This window comes from Aeromonas sp. Marseille-Q7275 (assembly GCF_965119515.1).
Genome location: NZ_CBCPLW010000016.1, coordinates 76,503 through 101,226, shown reverse-complemented (window position 1 = coordinate 101,226; position 24,724 = coordinate 76,503). Strand labels below are relative to the sequence as shown.

Here is a 24,724-nt window from a genome sequence, read left to right as displayed (position 1 = left end):
TGCGGTTCGCCCCGTTTTGTCACATTGTCAGCAACGGATGAGAGACTAGCCCTGCCCTTCGGATGCCGCCGGGGCCTCCTTGGGGGCCTGCCAGCCACCGCCGACCGCCTTGTAGAGGGCGACCTGGTTGCTGAGCTGGGCCAGGCGGGTGCTGATCAGCCCCTGCCGCGCGCTGAACAGGGAGCGCTGGGCATCCAGCCTCGTCAGATAGCTGTCCACCCCCTGTTCGTAACGGAACTCCGCCAGCTTGAAGTAGGTCTGGTTGGCGTCCACCAGATCCTGCTGGGCCTGCAGCTGCTGCTGGTAGTCCGCCTGGGCGCCGAGGGTATCCGCGACCTCCTTGAAGGCGGTCTGGATGCTCTTCTCGTAGTTCGCCACCGCCTGCTTGGTGCCGACCTCGGCCACGTCCAGATCCGCCACGCGCTTGCCACCGTCGAAGATGGGCAGGTTTATCTGGGGCATGAAGGTCCAGGTGCCGGTGCCGCCGTCAAACAGCCCGCTCAGCTGGTTGCTGGCGGTGCCCGCCGTCGCGGTGAGCGAGATGGTCGGGAAGAAGGCGGCACGGGCCGCGCCGATATTGGCGTTGGCCGCCTTCAGGCTGTGCTCCGCCGCCAGTATGTCGGGCCGCTGTTGCAGCAGGCTGGAGGGGGCCCCCACCGGGATCGGCGCCAGCTTCACCTCGGCCAGGGTCGCCGGTTGCCCTTCCAGCACAGGCACTTCTGTGCCGAGCAGCAGGGCCAGACCGTTTCTGTCCTGTTTCACCTGACGCTGGTATTGCGCCTGGCTGACCCGGGCGTTCTCGAGCGCCGTGCGCCCCTGCGCCAGCTCCATCTCGGAAGCCGCCCCCAGCCGGTACTTGTGCTGGGTCAGGGCATAGCTCTCCTGCTCGGTCGCCAGCGTCGCCTGGCTCAGGGCCAGCAGCTCCTGATCCGCCAGCAGGGTGAGATAGGCGTTCGCCACCGAGGCGATCAGCGCTATCTGGGTGCTGCGCTGGGTCTCGATTTGCGCCAGGTAGTTCTCCAGCGCCTGATCTTTCAGGCTCTGGATCCGGCCAAACAGGTCCAGCTCATAGGCGGTGATGCCGATGTCGGCGCCGTACTGGCTGCTGATGCTCCCCTGCCCCGTGCTGCTGAGATCGTCGGATCCCTGCTGACGGGTGCCGGAGCCGCTGGCGGCCAGGGTCGGCAACTGGGCCGCCCGCTGGATCCGATATCTGGCCTCATAGGCCTCGACGTTGAGGGCCGCGAGCCGCAGATCCCGGTTGTTCTCGAGCGCGGTGTCGATCAGCTTTTGCAGCGCCGGATCGAGGAACTGTTGCTGCCAGGGCGCCAGCGCCCCCTGGGTGGCGAGGTTCTCTTGCCAGGAGGCGCCTTGCGGCACCTCGGGGCGTTGGTAATCGGGGGCCATGGAGCAGGCCCCCAGCAGCAGCGTCACACTCAGGGCGACCAGGGTCTTAGTCATGTTGGGTCTCCTTGGTCAGCGCGGCGCGCTCCTCGGCTGAACTCTGCTTGGTGAAGTAACGCATCACCAGCACGAAGAAGAGCGGCACGAAGAAGATGGCGAGCACGGTCGCGGTGATCATCCCCCCCATGACGCCGGTGCCGATGGCGTTGCGGCTGCTGGCCCCGGCACCTGTGCTTATCACCAGCGGCAAGACGCCGAGGATGAAGGCGAGGGAGGTCATCAGGATCGGACGCAGACGCTGACGGGAGGCTTCCACCACCGCATCGCCGAGCTTCATCCCCTTGTCATGGAGCTCCTTGGCGAACTCCACGATCAGGATGGCGTTCTTGGCCGAGAGCCCGATAGTGGTGAGCAGGCCCACCTGGAAGTAGACGTCGTTCTCGAGCCCGCGCAGGGTAGCCGCCAGTATGGCGCCCAGTACCCCGAGCGGCACCACCAGCATGACGGAGAACGGAATGCTCCAGCTCTCGTACAGGGCCGCCAGACAGAGGAAGACCACCAGCAGGGAGATGGCGTAGAGGGCCGGCGCCTGGGAGCCTGCCTGACGCTCCTGGAAGGAGAGCCCGGTCCACTCGATACCGATCCCTTCCGGCAGCTGTTTCACCATCTGCTCTATGGCCGCCATGGCGTCACCCGTACTCTTGCCCGGCGCCGCTTCACCGACTATCTCCATGGCGGAGACGCCGTTGTAACGCTCAAGACGGGGCGAGCCGAAGCTCCACTCGGTGCTGGCGAAGGCGGAGAAGGGCACCATCTGACCCGCGCTGTTGCGCACGTACCACAGCTTCAGATCCTCCGGGTTCATCCGGAAGGGGGCATCCGCCTGCAGGTAGACCTTCTTGACCCGGCCTCTGTCGACGAAGTCGTTCACGTAAGAAGAGCCCCAGGCCGCCGACAGGGTGTTGTTGATGTCGCTGATGGAGAGCCCCTGGGCCAGCGCCTTCTCGTAATCGATCTTGATGTCGAGCTGGGGAGTGTCTTCCATCCCGTTCGGGCGTACCCGCACCAGGTTGGGATCCTGCGCCGCCATGCCGAGCAACTGGTTACGAGCCTGCATCAGCTTCTCGTGCCCCAGACCACCGCGGTCCTGCAGGAAGAAGTCGAAGCCGGTGGCCGTGCCGAGTTCAGGGATGGGAGGCAGGTTGAAGGCGAACACCTGGGCCTCCTTGATGCTGAACAGATAGCCCATGGCGCGGCCTATGATGGCGTTGGCGCTGCGTTCTTCCCCTTGGCGCTCGCTCCAGTCCTTCAACTTGATGAAGGCCATGCCGCTGTTCTGGCCGCTACCGGCGAAGCTGAAGCCCGCCACCGTCAGCACGGAGTCGACGTTCTCCTTCTCGTTCTTGAGGAAGTAGTCGCGCATGTCGGCCAGCACCACCTCGGTACGCTCCTTGGTGGCCCCCACCGGCAGCTGCACCATGGACATGATGACCCCCTGATCCTCTTCCGGCAGGAAGGAGGTGGGCAGGCGCATGAAGAGCACCGCCAGCACCGCCAGCATGGCCAGGTAGATGATGCTGTAACGGGTCCCCTGCTTGATCACCTTGCGCACGCCGTTCTGGTAACGGTTGGCATTGGTGTCGAAGAAGCGGTTGAACCAGCCGAAGAAGCCGCGCTGGGCACCGAACTCCCCGTGTTTCATGGGCTTGAGCAGGGTGGCACAGAGCGCCGGGGTCAGGATCAGCGCCACCAGCACAGAGAGCACCATGGCCGAGACTATGGTGAGGGAGAACTGGCGATAGATGGCACCGGTCGAGCCGCCGAAGAAGGCCATGGGCACGAACACCGCCGACAGCACCAGGGCGATGCCCACCAGGGCGCCGGTGATCTGGGTCATGGACTTGCGGGTCGCCTCCAGCGGGGAGAGCCCCTCCTCGCTCATCAGCCGCTCCACGTTCTCCACCACCACGATGGCGTCATCCACCAGCAAGCCGATGGCCAGCACCAGACCGAACATGGTCAGGGTGTTGATGGAGAAGCCGAAGGCCGCCATGACCCCGAAGGTACCGAGCAGTACCACGGGCACCGCTATGGTCGGGATCAGGGTCGCCCGGAAGTTCTGCAGGAACAGATACATGACGCAGAACACCAGGAAGATGGCCTCGATCAGCGTCTGCACCACCTCCTCGATGGAGATCTTCACGAACGGCGTGGTGTCGTAGGGGTAGACGATCTCCATGTTGGCCGGGAAGTACTCGGAGAGCTCACCCAGCTTGGCCCGGACATGCTCGGCGGTGTCCAGAGCGTTGGCTCCGGTCGCCAGCTTGATGGCCACCGCCGCCGTGGCCTGGCCGTTGTAGAGCGCGGTCGCGTCGTAGTTTTCACCGGCGAGCTCGACCCGGGCCACGTCCTTGAGCAGCACCTTGGAGCCGTCCTGGTTCACCCGCAGCAGTATGTTGTTGAACTCCTCCACGGTGGAGAGCCGGGTCTGGCCCATGATGGTGGCGGTAAATTGCTGATCGCTCACCGCAGGGGTGCCACCCAGCTTGCCGAAGGCCACCTGGGCGTTCTGGGCCTGGATGGCGGCCTGCACGTCGGCCGGGGTCATCTGCACCCGATTGAGCTTGTGGGGATCGAGCCAGACGCGCATGGAGTACTGGCTGCCGAACAAGGTGATGTCACCCACCCCGTCCAGACGGCTCAGGGGCTCCTTGATGTTGGCCACCACATAGTCCGCCAGGTCATCGTTGGTCATGGTGCCGTCGGTGGAGATGAAGGCGGCCACCATCAGGAAGCTGCTGGAGGTCTTCTGGACCCGCACGCCCTGCTGCTGCACCTCTTGGGGCAGGAGCGACATGGCCTGTTGCAGCTTGTTCTGTACCTGCACCTGGGCGATGTCGGGATCGGTACCCGGCTTGAAGGTGAGGGTCACGCTGACGTTGCCGGAAGAATCCGACTGGGCAGACATGTAGAGCAGGTGATCCAGCCCCGTCATGTTCTGCTCGATGATCTGGGTCACCGAGTCTTCCACCGTCTTGGCGGACGCCCCCGGGTAGCTGGCGGAGATGCCGACGGCCGGCGGGGCTATGGTCGGGTACTGGGCGACCGGCAGGCCTATGATGGCCATGGCCCCGGCCAACATGATCACCAGGGCAATCACCCAGGCGAAAATGGGTCTGTCTATGAAAAATCGTGCCATGAGGCGACTACTCCATCCTACTGCTTGGTGACCTGGGTCTGATCGGCTTGTGCTGTCGTGGTGGTGCTGGTGCGCTCAGCGGGCGCCACCAGGGCACCGGGTTTGACCTTCTGCAGACCGGCCACTATCACCTTCTCGCCGGCATCGAGACCGGACTCCACCACCCAGCTGTCGCCAACCACGCGGCTGAGCTGCACTTCCCGCAGCTCGACCTTGTTGTCCGCAGTCACCACCATGACGGTGGCACCGCCTTTCGGTGTGCGGGTCACGGCGGTCTGGGGCACCAGCAGGCCTTGCGGGCGCTCGCCCTCCTGCAGGGTGGCGCGCATGAACATGCCGGGCAGCAGCAGATCATGGGGGTTCGGGACCAGGACCCGCAGGGTCACCATGCCGGTGGTCTCGTCCACTGTCACGTCGGAGAACTGCAGGGTCCCCTGCTCGCCGTACTGGCTGCCATCTTCCAGCTGGAAGCTGACCTTGGCGCCATCCTGCTGGCCCTGGGTCAGCTTGCCGGCTGCGACCTGGCGCTTGAGGCGCAGCAGATCGGCGGTGGACTGACGCACGTCCACATACATGGGATCGAGCTGGGAGATGGAGGTGAGGCTGTCCGCCTGCTGGGCGGTGACCAGGGCACCCTCGGTCACCGCAGACTTGCCGATGCGGCCGCTGATGGGGGCGGTGATCCTGGTATAAGCCAGGTTGATGTTGGCGCTCTGCAGGGCGGCCTTGGCGGCCCCGATCTCGGCAACCTGCTGCTTCCAGGCCGCGTCGGCGTCGTCATACTCCTGACGGCTGATGGCTTTCACCTTCACCAGCTCGGCATAACGCTGGGCCTTGAGACGGGCGCTCTGCTCGTTGGCCTGCGCCTTGGCCAGATTGGCCTTGGCACTGGCGACGGCGGCCTGATAGACGGCGGGATCGATCTGGTACAGCAACTGGCCGGCCTTGACGTCGCTGCCTTCGGTGAACAGGCGCTTGAGGATGATGCCATTCACCTGGGGACGTACCTCGGCCACCCGCAGGGGGGCGGTACGGCCGGTGAGCTCGGACATGAGTTGCAGCGGTGCGGCATGGAGGGTGACCACGTCCACGGCGGCAGGCGGCATCTCGCCCGCCCCTTGCCCTGCCTCGCCCTTGTCGCCACAACCAGCCAGCAGGCCGCTTGCCAACAAGGCAAGGCCCACCGAACGTGCGAGAATGTGTTTATGCATGGAGTTTCTGAGCCTCTGTTTCAAACAAAAAAAACCACAAAACCACAGGGTTTATAGGGCCCCTGTTGGTAAAACTGCGAAGATGAGGCAATATACATACATTCATAAATGTATGTAAGTAACTTTTTCCCCTTTTAACAGGTACAGATCCGATGGCCAGAAGAACCAAAGAAGAAGCGCAGCAGACCCGCTGCCACATCATGAGCACGGCCCTGAATCTGTTCTGCCAACAGGGATTGGCGAAGACCAACCTGACCGACATCGCCAAGGCGGCAGACCTGACCCGGGGCGCCATCTACTGGCACTTCAAGAACAAGGAGGAGCTGTTCGTCACCCTGTGGGAGGAGCTGTGCGCCCCCCTCTCCCACCAGCTAGACGCCTGCGTGGATGAGCAGGAGCCGGATCCCCTCGGCAAGCTGCACAGCTTCCTCAAGGAGGTGATGCACAAGATCAGCACCGAGCCCGCCCACCAGCAGATGTTCACCATCATGTTCAATCTGGAGTCGCTGGAAGGAGAGGCCATCTCCCTGCGGGATCACATGCGCGTGCAATCATTCAACTTCTTCCGGGATCTGGAGATCACCCTGGCCAACGCCGTGCGCCTCGGCCACCTGCCCCAGACCCTGGATCTGCACCGCGCCGCCACCCTGCTGCACTGCACCCTGGACGGTTACATCATCAACTGGCTGCACTTCCCGGAGCGCATCAACCTGATTCGGGAGGCCGACTTCCTGCTCGACACCCTGTTTGGTCTGCTCGCCAACCCCTCTCCCTCGCTCTTGCGCCGCCCCTGATGGCGCTGAAGGCGCGCAGGGCCGGGGAGGATCCTCAGCAGAGCTGAACAGCAGGGGGCAAATTTGCTAGAGTAGCCGCCCACCCAAGAGACGAGCCCTATGCCACTGCCACGTCACCCGCCCAAGGCACCCAGGCGCTCTCCCCTCTCCTCTTCCTCTCCCACCTCTTTTATATATCAAAAACAACCCCCACTCCCCCTTCCTGGCCCGCCTGCAGCCGGGCGCCCACCTGCTGGAAGCCGGCTGCGGCGCGGGGGAGGATCTGCACCATTTTCGGGAGCTGGGGTTCATGGTCACCGCCTTCGATGCCAGCCTGAGCCAGGCCAGCACCGCCTCGCGCCTGTGCGGCCAGCCGGTGCGGGTCTGCCGCTTCGAGCAGATGCACAACGTGCTGCCCTATGACGGCATCTGGGCCAGCGGCTCGCTGCCCTGCCTCACCGAGGATGAGCTGGCCCCCGCCCTGATGCACCTCGCGGGTCTGCTCAAACCCCAGGGCCCCCTCTACTGCTCCTTCCCCTATGGCGAGAATGACCCCGGCAGCCCCTTGCCCCCCTCACAGGACGACTACCCGCTGCTGACCCGGCTCGATGAGGTCCGCTTGCGGCAGCTGATCGCCCCCCTGCCGTTTGAGCTGCAACAGAGCTGGTGCAGCGACGATGCGGTGCACGGCCGCTGGCTCCATGCCCTGCTGATCCGCGACCCCAATCCCGCCACCATCAATCAATATCGCGGCCGTCGTTCCAGACAGAGTGCCCGACGTGATTCAGCATCCAGATAACAATATTTAACTCTGAGTTAACCAGGTGATGGCAGACAAGATGCGGCATTTGTGTTAAAAAGCGGCATTAAAATCAAGATTAAATAACAAAACAGACACCAACACCTGGATTCCCCCCATGAAACTCGTCCTCAATCTGATTGCCGGCATCCTCGCCGGTCTCCTGCTCGGCCTCTACGCCCCGGAATGGGTCGCACGGGTGCTGTTCACGGCCAAGACGGTGATAGGTCAGCTGATCACCTTCACTATTCCGCTCATCATCCTGTTCTTCATCATGAGCGGCATCGCCAGCCTGCCGAAGAACTCCGGCAAGCTGCTCGGCAAGACGGTGGCCCTCTCCTACTGCTCCACCATACTGGCGGGCCTGTTCGCCTTCACGGTGGCGAGTCAGCTGATCCCGCAGCTGACCACGGCCGCCGAGCCCACGGCGCAAGCCGCCATCAAGCTCAGCTCCTACATCAATCTCGAGATCCCGCCGCTGTTCGGGGTGATGTCAGCCCTGGCCGCCGCCTTCGTGTTCGGCATCGGCATCAGCGCCACCCAGGCCACCGACCTGCGCCGGGTCGCCGATCAGGGGCGTGACATCATCGACCGCCTGCTGGCCCGCGTGATCATTCCCCTGCTGCCCTTCTACATCGCCGGGGTCTTCGTCGAGATGACGGTGGAAGGCACCGTCTTCGCCACTCTCAAGACCTTTGGCGTGGTGCTGGTGATGGCCATCGTCATGCACTGGCTCTGGCTCAGCCTGCTCTTCATCGGCACCGGGCTGGCGCTGGGTCGCTCCCCCGCCATGCTGATCAAGAACATGCTGCCCGCCTACTTCACCGCCCTTGGCACCATGTCCAGCGCCGCCACCATCCCGGTGGCCCTGCAGGCGAGCAAGAACAACGGCGTGAGCGACGGCATCGCCAACTTCACCGTGCCCCTGTGCGCCACCATTCACCTCTGTGGCTCCACCATCACGCTGGTGACCTGCGCCACCGCGGTGATGTTCCTCTCCGAGCACCTGGCCATTCCGGGCTATGGCACCATGCTGCCCTTCATCATGATGCTCGGCGTCATCATGATTGCGGCGCCAGGCGCCCCCGGCGGCGGCGTCATGTCGGCACTCGGCCTGCTCACCTCCATGCTCGGCTTCGGTGAGGCCTCCATCGCCCTGATGATCGCCCTCTACCTGGCCCAGGACAGCTTCGGCACCGCCTGCAACGTCACCGGGGATGGCGTCATCGCCCTCTGGGCCGACCGCTTCGCCCAGGGCGAAGCGCCCCTGGCCGCACCGGAGCAGGACGCCGCCTGAGGGCCTGCGCCACAATAAAAAAACGGGAGCCAGTGGCTCCCGTTTTTGTTGATGGACCCTCGATGAACCAAGGTTCAACCCCGGCGGCGGATCACCCCTTCCTGCATGGTGCTCGCCACCAGCACGCCGTCGCGGGTGAAGAACTGGCCGCGTACCAGGCCACGACCGCCGCTGGCGCTCGGGCTGTCCACCACGTAGAGCAGCCAGTCATCCAGCCGGAACTCCCGGTGGAACCACATGGAGTGATCTATGGTGGCCACCTGCATGTCCGGCTCCCAGTACGACACTCCGTGGGGCTGCAGGGCGGCAAACAGGAAGTGAAAGTCGGAGGCATAGGCCAGCAGGTAGTTGTGGACCCGCTGATCGTCCGGCACAGTGCCGTTGGCCTTGAACCAGGTGTAGCGCAGGGGCTCGTGTACATCCGGGCGAATGGGGTCGACCAGGGTCACGGGGCGGATCTCCAGGGGCTTCTCGCACAGGATCTTGTCCCTAAGGGCCGCCGGGATCAGCTGCTCGTAGGGACGCACCAGCTCCAGCTCGCTCTTGAGCTGCTCGGGGGGCGTAATGCCTTCGGGCATCTGCGCCTGATGCTCGAAGCCCTCGGCCTCCACCTGGAAGGAGGCATTGAGGTAGAAGATGGGCTTGCCGCCCTGGATGGCCTTGACCCGGCGGGTGGAGACGGTCTGACCGTCGCGGATGTTCTCCACGTCGTAGACGATGGGCTTGTTGGCATCCCCCGGACGCAGGAAGTAGGAGTGGAAGCTGTGCACCTGGCGATCCCCGGCCACCGTCTGCTTGGCGGCTGACAAGGCCTGCCCCATTACCTGCCCGCCAAACACGGATCGCAACCCGAGATCCTGGCTCTGGCCCCGAAACAGGCCCTCCTCGATCTTCTCAAGCGCCAGCAGTGCCAGCAGCTCATCCAGTACCTTGCTCATTGGTTTCTCCTGTATCTGTGCGCGAAAGGCTAACAAGGAGACCGTGCCGAGGCAACCTCCCCCCTCTCTCAGTGGGTCGTGCCGCCACCGATCGCCAGGTCCTGCTCGTGATTCAGTGCCGCGTCCAGGCCGATCGTCAGCCCCTGCACTATCTGGGTCAGGCTCATCGAGGGGGTACCCGCCAGCTGCCGCGCCGCCTGCTCTGGCAGATAGGGGATGTGCAGGAAACCGCCCCGGCAGCACAATCCGTCCCGGGCAATCCTATGCATCAGGCCGTAGAACAGATGGTTGCAGACATAGGTCCCGGCGCTGTAGGAGACGGCGGCGGGCAACCCCGCCTCACGCAGTGCCAGCACCATGGCCTTGATGGGCAGGGTGGTGAAATAGGCCGCGGGGCCATCCGCCACTATGGGCCTGTCAATGGGCTGAGCACCGGCGTTATCCGGGATGCGGGCGTCATCCAGATTGATGGCGACCCGCTCCAGACTGAGTTCGCTGCGCCCCCCCGCCTGACCCACCGCCAGCACCAGCACGGGCTGGTGCTGTGTCAGTTCGGCCTCCAGTTCCGCCAGGGCCAGGTCGAAGACACAGCTCAGTCGCACCGTCCGGATCAGATGCTGTTCACCGAGGTGCTGGCCATCGAGTCCCCTGACCGCCTCCCAGGACGGGTTGAGCGGCTCGCCACCGAAGGGCTCGAAACCGGTCAGTAAAATGGTCTTCATTATCATATCCTTCTGGGTTGTTTCGACATGCGGCCGGCCACGGCGCCCCCACAGCAATACGCATGATCCTGAGGAGACGAGGCCGCCCGAGTGGGTGGCCCTCGTCATGACGCATTAACGAAACGCCAGGAAGTACATCAGCAATATGTTGCAGCCAAGCATCAGGATGGCGGTGGGGATCTGTACCAGGATGACCTGATACTTGTTATCCAGCTCGAGCAGGGCGGCGGGCACTATGTTGTAGTTGGCCCCCATGGGGGTCATCAGGGTACCGCAATAACCGGAGAGCATGCCAATGGCGACGACGGCGGCGGGGTTGCCGTGGGCCCCCATGATGAGGAAGGGGATGGCGATACCCGCCGTCATCACGGGAAAGGCCGCGAAGGCATTACCCATGATCATGGTGAACAGCGCCATGCCGACACAGTAGATGGTCACCATCAAGAACAGATTGTTGGGGGTGACAAACAGATTCACCACCTCCTTCACCGACTCCCCCGTCTGGGCGACCACGAAGACCCCGCCCAGCATGGCGAGCATCTGCGGCAGGATGGCGGCCCAACCGATGGAGTCCACCAACCGTCTCGATTCACGCACCGCCTGCAGAGGGGTGCCACCGGTCAGCCTCCAGCCTAGCAGCAGGGCCGCCAGCGTCCCTATGGCCAGGGAGGTCAGGGTGATGTTCTTCTGATCCAGCACGAAGTAATCCCCCAGGGTGGCATGCCCCAGCAGTACGGTGCTGATCACAGTCGCCACCGGGATCATGACGGCGGGCAGGAACAGACGGTTACCCAGTTTGCCCGCCGAATCTTGCCGCTCGGCATCAGTGCGCTGGGAGTAACGCCCCATCGCCAGCTGACCGGTGCCGGCCAGCAGGGCGATCAGGATCACCAGCACACCCACTATCCGGTAGGCAATCTGACTACCCAGTTGGCTGACCAGCAGGTCGCCGAACAGGAAGATGGCGCCGAAGCAGAACCAGAACAGAGCCGTCGTATAGCGTTTGGGGTTATGCCTGTCCGAGAGGGTCATGCCTACCTGCAGCATGACGATGAGACCGATGAGGTAGTAGATATCATTGAGAGTGATCAGGCTGTTCATCATGCACGCTCCAGCACGGCTTGTTCGGGGGCCTTGGCCTGTTCGCCCGCCTGCCAGGCGGCCACGTCGCGGGCAATGCTGGCATCGAGCCTGAGCAGACGACCCATGTGGATCAGCAGCGCACACAGGGCGGTCGGTATTCCCCACAACCCTATGTAGAGGGGCTCGACCTGGGTGATGCCGTTCTCCTGGAGGAAGGCACTCATCAGCAAGACGGCACCGAAGGCGAGGAAGATGTCTTCACCGAAGAAGACCGCCACGTTGTCACAGGCGGCAGCATGGGCCCGGATCTTGTCACGAATATGCTTGGGCAAGTCACCATGACGATGCACCGCGGCCCCCTCTGTCATGGGGGCGATCAGCGGACGCACCGTCTGGGCATGACCCCCCAGGCTCAGCAACCCCAGCATGGCCGTGCCCTGGCGCAACACGAAATAGAGCATCAGGATGCGGGCCGAGGTGGCCTTGCGGATGCCGGCGATCCAGCTCTGCGCCCGCTCCTTGAGGCCATAGCGTTCCAGCAGGCCGATCACCGGCAGGATCAGGATCAGGGTGGCCAATTGCCGACTGTTGAGAAACTTCTCGCCGAAGGTCTCCAGCAGCCCGGTCAGGGACATGCCAGTCGCCAGACCTGTCGCCAACCCCGCTGCCGTCACTACCAGCAACGGATTGAATTTCAAAGCAAAACCCAGCACCACCACGGGGATCCCTATCAGTGGCAATAATACACTTCCATCCATGTGAGCCTCTCCATTCCATCTAGACGCCACCGCGGTGGCTTGAGATTGACCTCCTCAATGAGGTCTTATCGATATTCCGTTCGACATCAGGCCCTCGCGCAGGCGCTGGGCAAAGGCAACGGCATGGGCGCCATCCCCGTGCAGGCAGATGCTCTGGGGCAGCAGCGACAGCAGGGTCCCCTCCAGGGTCTCCACCTCCCCCAGCCGCACCAGGCGCAGGGTCTGGCTCAGCGCCTTCGTCTCGTCGTCGATGACGGCGCCGGGCTGGCCCCGAGGCGCCAGGGAGCCATCGGCCAGATAGGCGCGATCGGCGAAGACCTCGGCGATGGGGGTCAGCCCATGGCGCCGGGCGGCGGCGATCAGCTCGCTGCCCGCCAACCCCATCAGCTTGAGGCTGGGATCCAGACTGGCGACGGCGCTGGCGATGGCATCGGCCAGGGCCCCATCCCGGGCTGCCTGGTTGTAGAGCGCACCATGGGGTTTGACATGAGCCAGCCGGCCCCCGGCCGCCTTGACCAGCGCGGCCAGGGCCCCCACCTGATAGAGCACGTCGGCATAGACCTTCGCCGGCTCCCGCACCATGGGGGCCCGCCCGAAGTGTTCCCGATCCGGGAAGCTGGGATGGGCGCCGATGGCGACGCCCCTGGCCAGCGCCAGCCGGACTGTCTCGCCCATCAGGGACGCATCCCCCGCGTGCCAGCCACAGGCGATGTTGGCCGAGCTGACACAGTCCAGCAGCGCGGCGTCCGAGTCATAGCCTTCGCCCACATCGGCGTTGAGATCAATGCATCTGTCCATAAGCCTTCCATTCGAAACGATTGAGGTAGAGCCGCCATTCACGGCGCGCCGCCAGGGCCTGCTCCCTGGTCTGGGAGACGAAGCGCAGCCGCTCCCCCGGACGAGCCTGAGCCAGCTTCCAGAGATCGGCCTCGATGACGCAGCCGATGCGCGGGTAGCCCCCGGTGGTCTGGGCATCGGCCAGCAGCACTATGGGTTGTCCACCAGGGGGCACCTGGATGACGCCGGGCAGGACCCCGTGGGAGGGCAGTTCCCGTCCACGGCTGCGGACCAGTTCGGGCCCATTGAGGCGAACCCCCATGCGGTTGCTGGCGGAATTGGGCCGCCAGTACGCCTGCCAGAGCGCGTTCACGGCGGCCGCGTCAAACTCGTCGAATTCCGGGCCCGGCAAGACGCGCAGACACTGATCCGACGTCCGCAGCAGGGCGCCGATGGCGCCATCATGGTGCAGCGGCTCCCCCAGCGGCAGGCGATCGCCCGCCCGTAGGGCCCGGCCCTGATGGCCACCGAAGGCGGCCTGCAACTCGGTGGCACGCGACCCCATCACCAGGGGCTCGGCCACACCGCCATCCAGGGCAAGGTAGCTGCGCATGCCATGGCGGGGCGCGGGCAACAGCAGGCGCTGGCCGCGCCGTACCCGCCAGCGCCAGCCGTGCCAGACGGGCTCTCCGTCCAGGGTGGCGCCACAATCGGCCCCGGTCAGCGCCAACCAGCCGTCACGCAGGAAGCGAAACTCGGCCGCCCCCAGCACCAGTTCGATGGCCGCAGCACCGGCCGGATTGCCCACCAGCCGATTCGCCAGGATCAGCGCCTCCCTGTCCAGGGCGCCCCCCAGAGCAATGCCGAGATGGCGAAAACCGGGGCGACCGAGATCCTGGACTGTACTCTGCAGTCCGGGGCGAACCACCTCTAGCATGGCGAGCCTCCCACTGGGACGAAACGCACCCGATCGCCGGGCAGCAGGTAGGAGGGCTCGTCACGGTTCGGGTCGAACAACACCAGATCCGTGCGCCCGATGAGTTGCCAGCCGCCGGGGCTGGCCGCCGGATAGATGCCGGTCTGGGCCCCGCCGATGCCGACGCTGCCGGCGGGTACCCGCAGCCGTGGCTCTCTGCGCCGTGGCACGGCCAGCGCCGGATCCAGACCACCCAGATAGGCGAAGCCGGGCTGGAAGCCGAGAAAGTAGACCCGGTAGTCGCCGCCACTGTGGCGCGCCACCAGCTCGGCCGGCGTCAGGCCACAATGCCGGGCGGCCTCCTCCAGATCGGGCCCCCATTCGCCGCCGTAGTGTACCGGGATCTCCCGCTCCCGCGGGTGGTAGTCAAGCTCCTCGCCCTGATGCCACAGCTCGGTCAGTCGCCGCTCCAGACGGGCAAAACTCGTCACCTCGGGATCGAACACCAGGGTCAGGTTGTTCATCCCCGGCACTAACTCCTCCAACGCCGGCTCAGCCGACACCTGCCCCTTACCTTCCTGCTGACGAAGTCGCTCCGCCAACCACCAGATCCGCCGCTGGCCGACAAACCCGGCCTCCGGCTCCGCCTCCAGCACCAGGGCCCGCTCTCCCAGCGGGTAGAGGCGACACTCACTCGATCCCATACAACCCCCGATAACGAAACACACAGTTAACATACAGCAAACATATCGATAAAACATCGATAATTTATCTACAATAAGTCATCATTGGGTGCGCAAGCCGTTGCGCGTCCCAGGCATCTCATCAGGAAAGGAATCCCCATGAACAAGTCTCCCTCCATCGTCTCATCGGCCCATCTCGTCTCGGCCCAGGCCCCCGCCCTCTCCGAGCTGGAATTCGGCCTGACCGTGCTCAACAACTCGTTTCACCGCTGGGTCGTGCGTTGCATGGGGGCCGCCGGGGAGAAGGGGCTGACCGCGCTGGAGGTGCTGCTCATCCATCACATCAATCACCGGGATCGCCCCAAGCGGCTGGCCGATATCTGTTTCGTGCTGAACATAGAGGACACCCATGTCGCCACCTATGCCCTGAAGAAGCTGGTGACCCTGGGCTATGCGGCGCGCACCAAGGTGGGCAAGGAGGTGCATTTCAGCACCACCCCGGCCGGGGCCGCCCTGTGCCACCAGTACAGCGAGATCCGCGAGCAGTGTCTGATCCAGGTCATCGTGGAGAGCGGGCTGGCCGGGGCGAACGGCTCGACGGCGGAAATCGCGCAGCAACTGCGGCTGTTTGCCAGCCTCTATGATCAGGCGTCAAGGGCCGCCGCCTCCCTCTAGTTGCCCGAGCGCCCATAAAAAAAGCCCACCCCTCGCGGGGTAGGCTCTTGAGCGGCAGTGGCGGGAATTACTTGCTGCCGGTGCCCGAGTTGCGGGTCGAGGCTTGCGGCTTGCGGCGGGCCGTGGTGGCACGGGCGCGCGGCTCCTTGCCCTGCATCTCCTTGTGGCGCTTGACGGCGCGACGGATCTGGGCGGCCTGCTTATGGCGGGTGCTCTTGCCATCCTGCTGCAGGTCGACCTTGGACTCGGTCTCGTTGGGCAGGTTGACCAGGCCGCGCAGGTAGTTCACCTCGGGCAGTTTGAGCTCCTGCCAGCCACCGCGGGGGATGCCGCGATCCAGGGTGACGTCACCGTAGCGAATGCGCATCAGGCGGCTCACCTGCACTTCCTGGGATTCCCACAGGCGGCGCACTTCACGGTTGCGACCCTCGGTCAGGGTGACGTTGAACCACTGGTTCAGCCCTTCACCGCCGGCCGGCTTGATCTTGTTGAACTTGGCCATGCCGTCTTCCAGCTGCACGCCCTTGCGCAGGCGCTGCAGCATGGCTTCGGTGATCTCGCCAAAGACGCGCACCGCGTATTCCCGCTCCACTTCGTGGCTCGGGTGCATCAGCCGGTTGGCCAGCTCGCCGTCGGTGGTGAACAGCAGCAGGCCGGAGGTGTTGACGTCGAGGCGACCCACCGCAATCCAGCGGGCCCCGTCCATCTTGGGCAGACGATCAAACACGGTGGGACGACCTTCCGGATCGTGGCGGGTACACATCTCCCCTTCGGGCTTGTGGTACGCCAGCACGCGGCAGATCTGCTCCTCGGCCGCACGGGTCTTGACCTGGTGACCATCCACCCGGATCACGGCGTTCACTTCGACGCGATCCCCCAGCATGGCGACCTTGCCATCCACGCTGACCCGACCTGCGGTGATCAGGGCCTCCATCTCACGACGGGAGCCTTGACCCGCGCGGGCCAATACTTTTTGCAGTTTTTCACTCATCGGGTTTACCTGATTGTTGATCGCTGCCCGCTGACATAGCGGACAACATTGACTCCTGTGACGCGCCATCGGGCATCGTCACCACGTTCATTCTCAAGACGGCCTGCCGCTTATTGACCGTCGCTCCCCTCGCCCAGCATGACCGGCAAGGGGGAGTGCAGTTCGGGATCCAGCTCGGGGAGCTGCTCCAGACTCTGCAGATTGAAATAGTCCAGAAACTCTCGGGTGGTGGCGAGCAGCTCGGGGCGGCCCACCACCTCCTTGTGACCTATGCTGCGCACCCAGCCGCGCTCTTTCAGGGTATTGATGATCTGGCTCGATACCGCCACCCCGCGGATGGCTTCTATCTCGGCCCGGGTGATGGGCTGACGATAGGCAATCAGCGTCAGGGTTTCCAACACGGCGCGCGAATATCGGGGCGCCCGTTCGCTCCACAGGCGCGACAGCTCCTCGGCGTACTCCTGGCGGGCCTGGAAGCGCCAGCCGGAGGCGACCTCCTTGAGCTCCACCCCCCGCTCGCTGTAGTCCTGCCTGAGCTCCGCCAGCAGCAGCTGCACATAGCGACTGGTGACAGGGTAGTCCACCAGCACGCTGCTTTTCAGCTCGCTGACATTGAGCGGACGACCCGCCACGAACAGCGCCGCCTCGATCAGGGTCTTCAGCCGTTCAGCCGGCAGCGCCATGGTCTGCTCCTCGCAACATCGGCCTCTTCAACCGTTCAGTGGGCAGCGCCACGGTTGCCCTCCTCGCCCTGCTCGGCCAATGCAAAATGGATGGGACCCAACGGCTCGGCCTGCAGGATCCAGATCAGTTGCTCCTTGCACAGCTCCAGCAGGGCCAGGAAGGTCACCAGCACCCCCATGCGCCCCTCCTCGGCCCGCAGCACCTGCTCCAGCCGCAGGGTCTGCCCCAGGGACAACATGGCGAGGATCTCCGCCATGCGCACCCGGGTCGGGATCTGCTCGCGGCGGATCTGGTGATGTTCAAAATGAGTCGCGCGTTTTACCACACTTTGCATGTAAAGGGCGAGCTCAACCAGTGAAACATCGGGGGCCAGCGGCTTCAAGGCGCCAAAATCCGGTGGCAGGGCGGTGGCGATGAAGATCTCCCGCTCCAGCCTCGGCAGGGCGTTGACCCGCTCTGCGCCCAGCTTGTAGCGCTCGTACTCCTGCAGCCGGCGGATCAGGGTGACGCGGGGGTCTTCCCCCTCCTCCTCGTCCTCCAGCTCAGGTGCCTTGGGCAACAGCAGGCGGGATTTTATCTCCGCGAGCCAGGCCGCCATCAGCAGGTATTCCGCCGCCAGCTCCAGATTGAGCCCCTGCATCAGCTCCACGTACTCCATGTACTGGGCGGTGATCTGCAGGATAGGCAGGTTCAGGATGTCGAGCTGCTGACGGCGGATGAGGTAGAGCAGCAGATCCAGCGGCCCCTCGAAGGTGTCGAGGAACACCTCGAGCGCATCGGGCGGAATAAACAAATCCTGGGGCAGCTCATGGTAGGGCTGCCCCAGTACTTTCGCGATGGGCGGGGGAAGCAGGGCCTCCCCCGTCGCACCCGGTGCGATCACCGCCTCGGGTACGGGCTCGGCAGTATCACTCAAACGGCGTCGGATCCCCGGCACCGCGACGGCGCAGCACGGGCTCGTCGTCGGAGAAGTCCACCACAGTGGTGGGTTGCTCGCCCAGATAGCCGCCGTTGACCACCAGATCCAGCTGCTTGCCGAGCTTGTCGGCGATCTCTTCGGGGTCGAACTCCGCCATCTCGGAGCCCGGCAGGATCAGAGTGGTGGAGAGCAGCGGCTCACCGAGCGCCTCGAGCAATGCGAGCGCGATATTGTTGGCGGGTACCCGGATGCCGATGGTCTTCTTCTTCTCGTTCATGAGGCGACGCGGCACCTCCTTGGTGGCCTTGAAGATGAAGGTGTAGGGCCCTGGGGTGTTGTTCTTCACCAGCCGGAAGGCGGTGTTGTCCACCTTGGCGTAGGTGGAGATCTCCGAGAGATCCCGGCACACCAGGGTGAAGTCGTGGTTTGGCTCGATGCGGCGGATACGGCAGATGCGCTCCAGCGCATCCTTGTTGCCCATCTGGCAGCCCAGGGCGTAACCGGAGTCGGTGGGATAGACGATGACGCCGCCGTTTTGCAGTATCTGCACCGCCTGGCTGATGAGGCGAACCTGGGGGTTGTCCGGGTGTACGTAAAAATGCTGACTCATATGCTCTTCTCGCGATAGGGGCACGCCGGGTGCCCGCTTCATGGTCAAGGGCCCCTTGGCCCATGACACTACCTTAACCTGTTTGGCACAGACTCGCCCGTACCAAAGATCCGTGCCCGCTCATTGTGCTCAGCGGCTGGCCAGCAGGCTGGCGTGCTGCTCCTGGCTGAGCCCGAAGTGATCGGGGTGGCCGAGCCAGAGCGGCATGCCCTCCTTGGGCAGCCACAGATGGCGGCCCAGCTCGGTCCAGTTGGAGGGGAAGTGAAAATCGGACCCCACCGAGATATAGAGATCGTGATCCTTGGCCCACTGACCGAGGTTGGCCCGCTCCTGTGGGCTCTGCTGGGGCAGGGAGACCTCCATGGCATCGCCACCGGCCGCCTTGAAGGCCACCAGCAGCCGCTTGATCCACTTGGCGGTGAGGCTGTAGCGGCTCGGGTGGGCCAGCACCGCCAGCCCGCCAGCGGCATGAATGGCCGCGATGGCCTCCCCCATCTCGGGCCACTCGGCGGGCACATAGCCCTTGTTGCCCCGGCTCAGGTACTTTTTGAATACCTTTTGCATGTTGTCGGCCACCCCGCGCGCCACCAGCACCCGGGCAAAATGGGCCCGGGTCACGGCGGCGTCACCGGCGAGCTGCTTGGCCTCTTCATAGGTGCCCGGGATGAGGCACTTTTCCAGACGGCGCCCTATTTCCTGGGCGCGCGCCTCGCGGCGGGCCCGCTGACCGGCCAGGAAGGTGACCAGCTGCGGATTTTTTTCATCCACCCCGAGCGCCACTATGTGGATCTCGTGGTGCTCCCACCCGGTGGAGATCTCGACCCCGCTCACCAGTCGCAGCGGCAACTGTTCGTTCTGGATCGTCTGACGGACTTCATCAAGCCCGTCAAGGGTGTCGTGGTCAGTGACCGCTAACACCTCCACCCCTTTCTCGGCGGCGCGGCGCACCAGGTCGGCAGGGCTCAGCACGCCATCCGAGGCCGTGGTATGACAGTGAAGATCGAATCTCATCGGCTTGTTTCGCTCTCATCAGGGGGCCTGCTTGGGAAAAAGAAGGCAAAAAAGCGACTTGACTTGGCCGCGGCTTTATCGTTTTCTGTAGGCACTTCATTGCAAACATCTTTTTACAGGACGCTATCATGCAAACGACTTCCATCCTGACCATCTGGTGGTGGCACACTCCCTGACATGCGGGCGTGTGGTCGTTGCTGTACCTGTAATCTGACAGCAAATTAAGAACCCAAAGAAAAAGCCCGCTGACCCCAGCGGGCTTTTTTATTATCCGGCAAATGGACCTGTGATGAAACCGACAATTCAGACAAGTGCACTGACATGGCGATGGCGAACTCGCTGACGTGACGAAAACCCAATCCCAACTCGAGAGAAACGCCATGACCATCGGTTACACACAACACATGCAAGGGAAGGCATTATGACAGGCAACAAGACCCGGTTACCCCTGGGCGAATTCGACACCATCAGGCTCAATGCCCCTTATGTGACAGATCCCCTGGCGCTCTACACCCAGCTCTGCCAGCACAAGCCCAACAACCTGCTGCTGGAATCGGTGGAGATCGACTCCAAGGCCGGCACCCAGAGCCTGCTGCTGGTGGACGCCTGCCTGCGCATCGAGTGCCGTGGCCGCACGGTGCGGGTCCGCGCCCTCACCAGCAACGGCGCCGCGCTGCAGCGCCTGCTCGAGCAGCGCCTCCCCGCCGTCATCACCCAGACCCGGGTGGCGGACGAGCTGCAGCTCGATTTCCCGGCCTCCGACCGCACCCTTGACGAAGACAGCCGCCTCAAGGGCAGCAGCGTGCTGGATGTGCTGCGCACCCTGCAACGGGAGCTGCAGTGCCAGCAGGGCAAAGAGGCCCTCTTCATGGGGGGCAGCTTCGCTTACGACCTCATCGCCTCCTTTGAAGACTTGCCCGAGGTGCCTGAAGGAAGCAACGACTGCCCCGACTACTGCTTCTATGTGGCCGAGACCCTGATCACCATAGATCACATCAAGCAGAGCACGGCCCTGCTGGCCTGCCTCTTTGGCGGCGAGCAGGACGAGCGCCAGCTCGATGAGCGTTACGCCCAGCTGACCGCACGCCTCGAGGCTTTCAAGCAGGCCTGCCAGCAGCCGCAACCGGGGGCACAGGGCGCCAAGCCGCTCACCGGCAACCTCCAGATCGACAAGAGCGACAAGCAGTTCTGCGCCGAGGTGGAGAAGCTCAAGGGCTTCATCCGCCGTGGGGACATCTTCCAGGTGGTGCCGTCCCGCAGCTTCTCCCTCCCCTGCCCAGACCCGCTGGCCGCCTATCGCCGCCTCAAGCAGACCAACCCCAGCCCCTACATGTTCTATGTACAGGACGAGGGTTTCACTCTGTTTGGCGCCTCCCCGGAGAGCGCGGTCAAGTTCTGCGCCGCCAGCCGCCAGGTGGAGATGTACCCCATCGCTGGCACCCGCCGCCGCGGCCTCAACCCAGATGGCAGCATCAATCTGGATCTCGACGGTCGCATCGAGCTGGAGCTGCGCCAGGACGAGAAAGAGGTGGCCGAGCACCTGATGCTGGTGGATCTGGGTCGCAACGACATCGCCCGCATCTCCGAGCCCGGCACCCGCTACGTGAAGGATCTGCTCAAAGTGGATCGCTACAGCCACGTGATGCACCTGGTCTCCCGGGTGGTGGGCCGCCTTCGTGCCGACCTTGATGCCCTGCACGCCTATCAGGCCTGCATGAACATGGGCACCCTGACCGGCGCCCCCAAGCTGCGGGCCAGCGAGCTGATCCGCATGGTGGAAGGCAAGCGCCGCGGCAGCTACGGCGGCGCCGTGGGCTACCTCAACGGCGCGGGGGAGATGGACACCTGCATCGTCATCCGCTCCGCCTTCGTGAAAGCGGGTCTGGCCCATGTCCAGGCCGGTGCCGGCGTGGTCTATGACTCCAAGCCCCAAGCCGAAGCGGATGAGACCCGCGCCAAGGCGGCCGCCGTGCTGGCCGCCATCGCCGCCAGCCATGGCACCTCCCTGCAAGCCCTGAGCGCCCAGCAGGAGCAACATAAGGACGTGAGCCATGACTAACATCTTCCTGCTCGATAACTTCGACTCGTTTACCTACAACGCCTTGGCCGATCAGTTCCGCACTTCGAAGGAGCAGACCCATGACTAACATCTTCCTGCTCGACAACTTCGATTCATTCACCTACAACCTCGTGGACCAGTTCCGCACCCTGGGCTATCCGGTGCGCATCTACCGCAACAGCCTCCCGGCGAGCCGCATCATGCAGGAGATAGAAGCCTGTGACGGTGACGCCGTGCTGGTGCTCTCCCCGGGGCCGGGCGCCCCCCACGAGGCGGGCTGCCTGATTGACCTCATCAAGCTGGCCCGCGGCCGGGTGCCCATCCTCGGCATCTGCCTCGGTCATCAGGCCCTGTGCGAAGCCTACGGCGGCACAGTCGGGGCGGCCGGGGAAATCGTCCACGGCAAGCGCTCGCTCATCGAGCACAACGGTCACGGCGCCTTCGCGGGGCTCCCGAGCCCGCTGCCGGTGGCCCGCTACCACTCCCTGGTGGCGACCTATGTGCCGGAGGAGTTGCAGGTGATTGCCCACTATCAGGGCATGCCCATGGCCATAGAACAACGGGACGAGCGGGTGCTGGGCTTCCAGTTCCACCCGGAATCCATCATGACCTCGGAAGGGGCCCGCCTGCTGACCCAGGCCCTCGCCCACATCACCCGTCCAGAAAGCCACGTGCGGTAAGGAGACCCCATGCATCAACATCTCAACACCCTCTATCAGGGGCAGTCTCTCACCCGCGACGCCGCTCGCGACGCCTTCGGCCAGGTGGTCCGTGGCGAAGTGGATCCCATCGTGCTGGCGAGCCTGCTCACCGCCCTCAAGCTCAAGGGGGAGACCCCGGAGGAGATCGCCGGCGCCGCCGAGGCCCTGCTGGCGGAGGCCCGCCCCTTCCCGCGCCCGGACTATGCGTTCTGCGACATCGTCGGCACAGGTGGCGACGGCCTCAACACCATCAACGTCTCCACCACCTCGGCCCTGGTGGCCGCCGCCTGCGGCCTGAAAGTCGCCAAGCACGGCAACCGCTCCGTCTCGAGCAAATCGGGTTCGAGCGATCTGCTGGACAAGATGGGGATCAAGCTCGACATGAGCCCGGCCCAGGCTCGCCGCTGTCTGGACGAGCTCGGCATCTGCTTCCTGTTCGCCCCCCAGTACCACGCCGGGGTGCGCCACGCCATGCCGGTGCGCCAGGCCTTGAAAACCAGGACGCTATTTAACGTCCTGGGGCCGCTTATCAACCCCGCCCGCCCCAGCTACCAGCTGATGGGGGTCTATGCCCCCGAGCTGGTGCGTCCCATCGCCGAAACCCTGCTGGCACTGGGGCTGAAAACCGGTATGGTGGTACACGGCGCCGGGCTGGACGAAGTGGCCATTCACGGTCCGACCCAGGTGGCCGAGATCCGTGACGGCGAAATTCGCGAATACCTGCTCACCCCGGCCGACTTTGGCCTCGAGACCTACCCGGTCAGCGCCATTCAAGGGGGGGAGCCGGAAGAGAACCGCGCCATCACGGACGCCATACTGGCAGGGGAAGGCACAGCGGCCCACAACGCCGCCATCGCCGCCAACGTGGCGCCGCTCCTGGTGATGGCGGGCAAGGCCCCGGACTTCAAGCAGGCGGCCGCGCAGGTGCTGGCCAAGCTTGCAAGCGGTGAAACCCGCCTGCTCGCCCAGGCCCTCGCCACCCTGAGCCATCAGGAGGCATGATGTCAGTCAGTACTCACGGCAGCCAACAAGGCAGTACCACTCTTAGCAAGGATATCGAGATGCTCGACCCCCTCTCCTCCCCCGATGCCTTCCTGAATCGGGCGTCCATCAACCAGACCATTCTCGGCAAAATCGTGGCCGCCAAGCAGGAGTGGGTCGCGGCCCGCAAGCTGACCCAGCCCCTGGAGAGCTTCCAGGGCGCCCTGGTGCCAAGCGATCGGGACTTCGAGGGCGACCTGCGTGCAGGCTCCACCCGCTTCATTCTCGAATGCAAGAAGGCCTCCCCCTCCAAGGGTCTGATCCGCGACGACTTCAGCCCGGAGGCCATCGCCGACATCTATGGCAACTACGCCACCGCCATCTCTGTGCTGACGGACGAGCAGTTCTTCCAGGGGGATTTTGCCTTCCTGCCCAGGGTGCGCGGCCGGGTCAAGCAGCCGGTGCTGTGCAAGGACTTCATGATCGACCCCTATCAGGTCTATCTGGCCCGCCACTATCAGGCGGACGCCATCCTGCTGATGCTCTCCGTGCTCACCGACGAGGGCTATCGCGCCCTGTTCAAGGTGGCGAAAGAGTTAGGCCTCGGGGTGCTCACCGAGGTGAGCAATGCAGAGGAGCGGGATCGCGCCGTCGCCCTCGGCGCCCCCGTGATTGGCATCAATAACCGGGATCTGCGGGATTTGAGCGTGGATCTCGCCCGTACCCAACAGCTGGCGGCCGAGATCCCCGCCGATCGGGTGGTCATCAGCGAGTCCGGCATCAACCACCGCGCCCAGGTGGCGGAGCTGCGCGCCCATGCCAAGGGCTTCCTGGTGGGCTCCTCCCTGATGAGCGAGCCGGATCTGGAGGCGGCGGTGCGCAAGCTGGTGCTCGGCCAGAACAAGGTGTGCGGCCTCACCCGCCCCGAAGATGCCGCCGCAGCCCATCAGGCGGGGGCCGTGTTTGGTGGCCTTATCTTCGTCGCCAAGAGCCCGCGCTACGTGGACATTCCCGCCGCCCGCGCCGTCATGGCGGGTGCGCCGCTCTCCTATGTGGGGGTGTTTCGCAATGCCCAGCCCGCCACCATTGCCAAGACGGTGGAGGCCCTGAACCTCGCCGCCGTGCAACTGCACGGGGACGAGGACGCCGCCTATATCGAGACCCTGCGCCCCCTGCTGCCGGCAGGCTGCCAGATCTGGAAAGCGGTAGGCGTCTCTCTTGGCAAGGAAAGCGGCGAGCCCCTGCCCTCCCTCGACTACCCGGCGGATCGCCTGCTGCTCGATACAAAAGTGGGCAGCCAGAGCGGCGGCACCGGCCAGGCATTCGACTGGGCCCTGCTGGGAAGTCTCGATAAAGCCAAGCTGATGCTGGCGGGGGGGCTCAACCCCGACAACGCCCTGCAGGCGGCCCGGGTGGGCTGCGTGGGCCTTGATTTCAACTCCGGGGTGGAGAGTGCCCCGGGCCAGAAGGATGCGCACAAGCTGGCGGCGGCCTTTGGCGCCCTGCGCCAACTGTAAGAGTGCCCTGCGCACC

23 protein-coding genes are annotated in these 24,724 nt (G+C 64.4%); 8 read left to right on the top strand and 15 right to left on the bottom strand.

Annotated features, from left to right (window positions below; translation table 11 throughout):
• Positions 1 to 45: 45 nt before the first annotated feature.
• The 3 genes from ACWPWQ_RS15515 to ACWPWQ_RS15505 are packed head-to-tail and all read right to left on the bottom strand — an operon-like array spanning position 46 to position 5,814.
• Entirely contained in the window at positions 46 to 1,461 is a 1,416-nt protein-coding gene (locus tag ACWPWQ_RS15515) for an efflux transporter outer membrane subunit (protein ID WP_454010201.1), read from the bottom strand.
• Positions 1,454 to 4,603, bottom strand: coding sequence for an efflux RND transporter permease subunit (locus ACWPWQ_RS15510; RefSeq protein WP_202046698.1), 3,150 nt, complete (start codon positions 4,601 to 4,603; stop codon positions 1,454 to 1,456). The genes ACWPWQ_RS15515 and ACWPWQ_RS15510 overlap by 8 nt, the downstream gene beginning before the upstream one ends.
• A 17-nt stretch (positions 4,604 to 4,620) precedes the next feature.
• Positions 4,621 to 5,814: an efflux RND transporter periplasmic adaptor subunit gene (locus ACWPWQ_RS15505; protein ID WP_454010200.1), complete on the bottom strand. Its 1,194-nt coding sequence runs from the start codon at positions 5,812 to 5,814 to the stop codon at positions 4,621 to 4,623.
• Between the two features lie 152 nt (positions 5,815 to 5,966).
• Here ACWPWQ_RS15505 and ACWPWQ_RS15500 point away from each other — a divergent pair, with 152 nt between their 5' ends.
• The 3 genes from ACWPWQ_RS15500 (at position 5,967) to ACWPWQ_RS15490 (ending at position 8,683) form a co-directional block, all read left to right on the top strand.
• Positions 5,967 to 6,608 carry a TetR family transcriptional regulator gene (locus ACWPWQ_RS15500; RefSeq protein WP_454010199.1) on the top strand — a complete coding sequence of 214 codons (642 nt, stop codon included), beginning with the start codon at positions 5,967 to 5,969 and terminating at the stop codon, positions 6,606 to 6,608.
• 175 nt (positions 6,609 to 6,783) lie between these two features.
• Positions 6,784 to 7,386, top strand: coding sequence for a class I SAM-dependent methyltransferase (locus tag ACWPWQ_RS15495; protein WP_454010211.1), 603 nt, complete (start codon positions 6,784 to 6,786; stop codon positions 7,384 to 7,386).
• 118 nt (positions 7,387 to 7,504) lie between these two features.
• Positions 7,505 to 8,683, top strand: a complete 1,179-nt coding sequence (locus tag ACWPWQ_RS15490; RefSeq protein ID WP_139439560.1) for a dicarboxylate/amino acid:cation symporter — start codon at positions 7,505 to 7,507, stop codon at positions 8,681 to 8,683.
• A 74-nt stretch (positions 8,684 to 8,757) separates the two neighbouring features.
• On the opposite strand, the gene tesB is transcribed toward ACWPWQ_RS15490, so the two are convergent.
• From tesB to pxpB, 7 genes are all read right to left on the bottom strand, one after another.
• Positions 8,758 to 9,621: an acyl-CoA thioesterase II gene (gene tesB / locus ACWPWQ_RS15485; protein ID WP_454010198.1), complete on the bottom strand. Its 864-nt coding sequence runs from the start codon at positions 9,619 to 9,621 to the stop codon at positions 8,758 to 8,760.
• A 68-nt stretch (positions 9,622 to 9,689) separates the two neighbouring features.
• On the bottom strand, positions 9,690 to 10,343 hold the full coding sequence (pcp, locus tag ACWPWQ_RS15480; protein ID WP_454010197.1) for a pyroglutamyl-peptidase I: 654 nt from the start codon (positions 10,341 to 10,343) through the stop codon (positions 9,690 to 9,692).
• A 114-nt stretch (positions 10,344 to 10,457) separates the two neighbouring features.
• The gene (locus ACWPWQ_RS15475) at positions 10,458 to 11,447 is read right to left on the bottom strand and encodes a DUF979 domain-containing protein (RefSeq protein WP_454010196.1); all 990 of its coding nucleotides are present in this window, start codon (positions 11,445 to 11,447) and stop codon (positions 10,458 to 10,460) included.
• Positions 11,444 to 12,184 carry a DUF969 domain-containing protein gene (locus ACWPWQ_RS15470; RefSeq protein WP_218290780.1) on the bottom strand — a complete coding sequence of 247 codons (741 nt, stop codon included), beginning with the start codon at positions 12,182 to 12,184 and terminating at the stop codon, positions 11,444 to 11,446. Before ACWPWQ_RS15470 ends, ACWPWQ_RS15475 begins: the two co-directional genes overlap by 4 nt.
• A gap of 54 nt (positions 12,185 to 12,238) precedes the next feature.
• Positions 12,239 to 12,982: a 5-oxoprolinase subunit PxpA gene (gene pxpA, locus ACWPWQ_RS15465; protein WP_454010195.1), complete on the bottom strand. Its 744-nt coding sequence runs from the start codon at positions 12,980 to 12,982 to the stop codon at positions 12,239 to 12,241.
• Complete coding sequence (locus ACWPWQ_RS15460; RefSeq protein ID WP_454010194.1) at positions 12,966 to 13,898, bottom strand: 5-oxoprolinase subunit C family protein; 933 nt, start codon at positions 13,896 to 13,898, stop codon at positions 12,966 to 12,968. Before ACWPWQ_RS15460 ends, pxpA begins: the two co-directional genes overlap by 17 nt.
• The gene (gene pxpB, locus ACWPWQ_RS15455) at positions 13,892 to 14,581 is read right to left on the bottom strand and encodes a 5-oxoprolinase subunit PxpB (protein ID WP_454010193.1); all 690 of its coding nucleotides are present in this window, start codon (positions 14,579 to 14,581) and stop codon (positions 13,892 to 13,894) included. The genes ACWPWQ_RS15460 and pxpB overlap by 7 nt, the downstream gene beginning before the upstream one ends.
• Positions 14,582 to 14,719: 138 nt before the next feature.
• On the opposite strand from pxpB, the gene ACWPWQ_RS15450 reads away from it, so the two are divergent.
• On the top strand, positions 14,720 to 15,235 hold the full coding sequence (locus ACWPWQ_RS15450) for a winged helix DNA-binding protein (protein WP_202046709.1): 516 nt from the start codon (positions 14,720 to 14,722) through the stop codon (positions 15,233 to 15,235).
• 67 nt (positions 15,236 to 15,302) lie between these two features.
• Here the strand turns inward: ACWPWQ_RS15450 and rluB are convergent, their stop codons facing one another.
• The 5 genes from rluB to rnm all read right to left on the bottom strand — a co-directional run bounded on the left by rluB (position 15,303) and on the right by rnm (position 19,450).
• Complete coding sequence (gene rluB, locus ACWPWQ_RS15445) at positions 15,303 to 16,226, bottom strand: 23S rRNA pseudouridine(2605) synthase RluB (RefSeq protein ID WP_139439557.1); 924 nt, start codon at positions 16,224 to 16,226, stop codon at positions 15,303 to 15,305.
• A 110-nt stretch (positions 16,227 to 16,336) separates the two neighbouring features.
• Positions 16,337 to 16,909 carry an SMC-Scp complex subunit ScpB gene (scpB, locus tag ACWPWQ_RS15440; RefSeq protein ID WP_454010192.1) on the bottom strand — a complete coding sequence of 191 codons (573 nt, stop codon included), beginning with the start codon at positions 16,907 to 16,909 and terminating at the stop codon, positions 16,337 to 16,339.
• A gap of 35 nt (positions 16,910 to 16,944) precedes the next feature.
• Positions 16,945 to 17,826, bottom strand: a complete 882-nt coding sequence (locus tag ACWPWQ_RS15435; protein WP_454010191.1) for a segregation and condensation protein A — start codon at positions 17,824 to 17,826, stop codon at positions 16,945 to 16,947.
• The gene (locus tag ACWPWQ_RS15430) at positions 17,819 to 18,439 is read right to left on the bottom strand and encodes an L-threonylcarbamoyladenylate synthase (protein ID WP_010673702.1); all 621 of its coding nucleotides are present in this window, start codon (positions 18,437 to 18,439) and stop codon (positions 17,819 to 17,821) included. The genes ACWPWQ_RS15435 and ACWPWQ_RS15430 overlap by 8 nt, the downstream gene beginning before the upstream one ends.
• Positions 18,440 to 18,568: 129 nt before the next feature.
• On the bottom strand, positions 18,569 to 19,450 hold the full coding sequence (gene rnm, locus ACWPWQ_RS15425; RefSeq protein ID WP_202046712.1) for an RNase RNM: 882 nt from the start codon (positions 19,448 to 19,450) through the stop codon (positions 18,569 to 18,571).
• A gap of 421 nt (positions 19,451 to 19,871) precedes the next feature.
• Between rnm and ACWPWQ_RS15420 the strand changes: the two genes are divergently transcribed.
• From ACWPWQ_RS15420 to trpCF, 4 genes are all read left to right on the top strand, one after another.
• On the top strand, positions 19,872 to 21,509 hold the full coding sequence (locus tag ACWPWQ_RS15420) for an anthranilate synthase component 1 (RefSeq protein WP_454010190.1): 1,638 nt from the start codon (positions 19,872 to 19,874) through the stop codon (positions 21,507 to 21,509).
• Between the two features lie 80 nt (positions 21,510 to 21,589).
• Positions 21,590 to 22,189 carry an aminodeoxychorismate/anthranilate synthase component II gene (locus tag ACWPWQ_RS15415; protein WP_005323478.1) on the top strand — a complete coding sequence of 200 codons (600 nt, stop codon included), beginning with the start codon at positions 21,590 to 21,592 and terminating at the stop codon, positions 22,187 to 22,189.
• Between the two features lie 9 nt (positions 22,190 to 22,198).
• Positions 22,199 to 23,212 carry an anthranilate phosphoribosyltransferase gene (trpD, locus tag ACWPWQ_RS15410; protein WP_139439552.1) on the top strand — a complete coding sequence of 338 codons (1,014 nt, stop codon included), beginning with the start codon at positions 22,199 to 22,201 and terminating at the stop codon, positions 23,210 to 23,212.
• On the top strand, positions 23,209 to 24,708 hold the full coding sequence (gene trpCF, locus ACWPWQ_RS15405) for a bifunctional indole-3-glycerol-phosphate synthase TrpC/phosphoribosylanthranilate isomerase TrpF (RefSeq protein WP_454010189.1): 1,500 nt from the start codon (positions 23,209 to 23,211) through the stop codon (positions 24,706 to 24,708). The genes trpD and trpCF overlap by 4 nt, the downstream gene beginning before the upstream one ends.
• The last annotated feature ends 16 nt before the right edge of the window (positions 24,709 to 24,724 follow it).